At 62.5% G+C, this 3509-nt stretch carries 4 protein-coding genes and 1 tRNA gene; 1 reads left to right on the top strand and 4 read right to left on the bottom strand.

The genetic code is table 11. The features are described from left to right. A partial coding sequence (locus AC1DU6_RS23955; protein ID WP_477860123.1) for a rubrerythrin family protein occupies window positions 1-331 on the bottom strand: 331 nt, incomplete at its 3' end. Between the two features lie 78 nt (window positions 332-409). Further along, the gene (locus AC1DU6_RS23950) at window positions 410-1300 is read right to left on the bottom strand and encodes an alpha/beta hydrolase (RefSeq protein ID WP_477860121.1); all 891 of its coding nucleotides are present in this window, start codon (window positions 1298-1300) and stop codon (window positions 410-412) included. A gap of 62 nt (window positions 1301-1362) precedes the next feature. Between AC1DU6_RS23950 and AC1DU6_RS23945 the strand changes: the two genes are divergently transcribed. Beyond that, window positions 1363-1438 (top strand) — tRNA-Ala (locus AC1DU6_RS23945). 177 nt (window positions 1439-1615) lie between these two features. Here the strand turns inward: AC1DU6_RS23945 and AC1DU6_RS23940 are convergent. Next, window positions 1616-2974, bottom strand: a complete 1359-nt coding sequence (locus AC1DU6_RS23940; RefSeq protein WP_477860119.1) for an aminotransferase-like domain-containing protein — start codon at window positions 2972-2974, stop codon at window positions 1616-1618. A gap of 28 nt (window positions 2975-3002) precedes the next feature. After that, window positions 3003-3509: arginase family protein (locus tag AC1DU6_RS23935; RefSeq protein ID WP_477860117.1), on the bottom strand; the 507-nt coding region annotated here is incomplete at its 5' end.

The raw sequence follows: 3509 nt of genomic DNA, 5'->3' as shown, positions 1-3509 counted from the left end.
CGTCGAAGCCCTCGTCACGCGCTGTTCGGGCCATGCCTGGGTACATGTCGGTGTACTCGTGTGTTTCACCGGCGACGGCGGCCGCCAGGTTCTGGCGGCTGCTGCCAATCGGCAGCCCGGTGGCGGGGTCGCCCACGGCCTCCAGGAACTCGAGATGGCCATGGGCATGGCCCGTCTCGCCTTCGGCCGTCGAGCGGAACAATGCCGCCACGTCGTTCTGCCCTTCGATGTCCGCCTTGTTGGCGAAGTAGAGGTAGCGGCGGTTGGCCTGGGATTCGCCGGCAAAGGCGTCCTTCAGGTGCTGCTCGGTCTTGGAACCTTTCAAGCTCATCGCAGTCTCCGTGGGGTGGGAGACGGCGACGCTACTCCTGTGCGGCCACGCCCAGCCAATGGATAGCTTCAATGCACCTCATAGCAGGCCGCTATACCAGCGCAAACCGAGCAGCTGGCGCGCGAGTTGATGGGAGCGGCCCTGGGGGTCGGCCAGATCGTGCAGCACGGTGAAATGGTTGCAGCCTGGCAACTCTTCGCAGACCGGTACTGCGCGTGCGCCCCAGGCCTGGCGGATCAGCTGGTTCTGGCGCCGGTACTCCTCACTCTCCAGGGCACCGACGACGGCGAACAGCGTCTGCGGCGAGCGCGGCGGCGGAAAGTGGATGGGGCTCAGCCGGCGCACGCTGGCCGCATCCAGCTGAAGATCGGTCTGCAGAAAGGGCACGCGGCGCAGCGGCGCCAGGTCGTGCAGGCCCGACACCGACATTGCGCCCTGCACAAGGCGCCGCGGCAGGTCCTTGCCGACACGCTTCCAATCGCAGCAGCTCAGCATCGCCGCCAGATGACCACCGGCCGAATGGCCGACGAGGACGATGCGGCTGGGGTCGCCGCCATGCTCTGCCGCGTGCCGCCAGGCCCACGCCACGGCTGAAGTGAGCTGCATCGCAATGCGATCGATGCCGACGCCAGGGCAGAGGTCGTAGTTCGGCACGACGACGAGGGCTCCTTCGTCCGTGAAGCCTGCGGCCAGGAAGGAATAGTCCGACTTGTCCAGGGACCGCCAGTAGCCGCCATGGATGACGACGAGAACCGGCGCGAAACCGCCGGCAAACGCCGGGTCGGGCGTGAAGACGTCCAGCGTCTGCTTGGGATCAGGCCCGTGGCGCAGGTTCAGATGGCAGCTAGAGCGCTCGCGCACCAGCGCAGACGCCTGGGCCCAGCGCCCGAGGATGTCGGCACTGTCGGCCACACGCTGGCGGTTGTTGTACTGGGCCTCGAACCAGGCCGTCGGCTTGCGGGGCGTCATGGGCGAAGACGATAGCAGCCGGCCAAGATCCTCCAGCCAGGGCTATACTTTTTCGGTCGCGTGGGGGGGTAGCTCAGCTGGGAGAGCGCCGCGTTCGCAATGCGGAGGTCGGGAGTTCGATCCTCCTCCTCTCCACCAACCGATCATCCTGAACAGTGCCACGTGCGACTTTAAGCATTGGCTTGCAGCCGCTGCAGGGCTTATGTTTACGGTGCAGTCTGCAGTGACCCTGTCCCAGGTTCCAATGCCTCCAGTCACATCGCCCCCGTCCGGAAGGTACGTTGCCTCGCCGCATGACCTCGGATTCGCCTTCACTTAGGCGTTCTGGGCCTGCGCGGCCTGCCGAATTGAGTCAGCCAACGAGGCCACTCCCTGCATGATTCTCCCGGCAGATTCTGTGACGAATGACAGCCTCATTGCGTTGCACAAAGGATCAGCCGCGTAGAACGCGGCGCCTGGCACGAAGCTCACACCGCGTTCGACTGCAAGCGGCAGCAACTTCGCGGTGTCCAAACCACTTGCCAAGGTCAACCAGCAAAACATTCCTCCGGTTGGAGTACTCCACGAAGCAAGGCCACGCATATGGGCCTGAAGAGCATCCACCATGGCATCACGCCCTTGCCGGTATTTCGCGCGAACCTCCGTCAGATGCTTTTCGAGAATGCCCCTTCCCAACAAGTCAGCCACCACATGTTGCGCGAATGTCCCGCTGTGCAAGTCTGCGGCTTGCTTGGCTTGAACCAGCTTGCCGTAGACGGCGGTTGGAGCAACTGCGTAGCCGAGCCGCAGTCCAGGCGCGAGAATTTTTGAGAATGACCCTAAATAGACAGTTCCCTCTGGCCAATGAGCAGCGATGGGCTCCGCCGGAGGCTGTTCGAACCAAAGATCACCGTAGGGATCATCTTCAACCAGTGGCAATCCAAGGGATTGGGCCTGATCGGCAATCTGTGCGCGCCGTGCCTTGGAAATGCAGCGCCCTGTAGGGTTCTGAAAATTGGGCAGGAGATAAAGCGCCCGGGCATCACCCACGTCTCGCAGACTCCCTGGCATAGGCCCGAATTCGTCACACCGAACCTCCACGGTGTCCGCCTCGTAGGGTGCAAACGCCTGCAGCGCTCCCAGGTAGGTTGGCGACTCAACCGCTACCTTGGTGCCCCTTTCGAGAAGAACTTTGCCAACGAGATCCAGCCCTTGCTGCGACCCACTGGTGATCAGCACCTGATCAGCACTAACCGTCAGACCTTGTTGCCTCATTCGCTCAGCGACCCATTCGCGCAGCACGAGCAGGCCCTCTGTGGTGGTGTACTGCAGGGCCATGTGAGAAGACTGCGAGAGCACCCTTTGGCACGACTCCCGAATTTCCTCAGTCGGAAAGCTGCCGGGCGAGGGCAAGCCGCCGCCCAGCGAGACAAGGCCAGGGCGCCCCATCAACTTCATGAGCTCTCGAATCATCGAGGGGGACAACTGGCCCGTACGCCGGGCGTACTTGAAAGGATTGGTGATCATGGCAGGCGCTGCGCGACTCTTTTCATCGCAGTGTTCATCGGTCTTGTCGGCCAGCTGGAGCCGGCCGCGTGAAATATCCGGGCCAGGCCGTCGTCGCTGGAAGATGAGCCCCTGCGGAAGCTCGAGCTCTGCACCGGAAGAACTGCTACTCGACCAGGCCGAGATCATCGAGAGACGTTCAATGGTGACTGCGTCCTCAACTGCATGCCTCGCGCGCATGGCTCTTGCGGTCGTGGAAGATGAATCCAATGCTATTGAGCAGGAGCTGTGCTGCCAGGATCGACGTGGTTCCAGCGGGGTCGTAAGCGGGCGCAACTTCCACCAAATCCATGCCAACGATGTTCCCGTTGCTGCGTCGTGAAAGCGCCTGGATGATCTCCAGCACCTCGTAGTAGAGAAAGCCGCCGTGGCTGGGCGTGCCAGTACCTGGTGCGACAGACGGATCGAAGCCGTCGATATCGACGGTGATGTAGTACGAAACGCCCTCAGGAATCTTTGCCAGCACGCCCTCGGATCCCAATCGGCGCACATCCCGAACCGAGAGAATCTGCGAGCCCGCCCTGCGTGCATCGTCGTAGTCGGAACGATTTGATGACGACACGTTGCGGATGCCGATCTGCGTCATCCCGACAACGTGATCCATTTCCGAGRCACGCCGCAGCGGGCTTCCGTGTCCGAATCGCACACCGTGACGTTCGTCTAC

The sequence above is a fragment of the Roseateles sp. P5_B10 genome (genome assembly GCF_056400485.1).
This window is presented reverse-complemented; position numbering and strand designations above follow the sequence as displayed.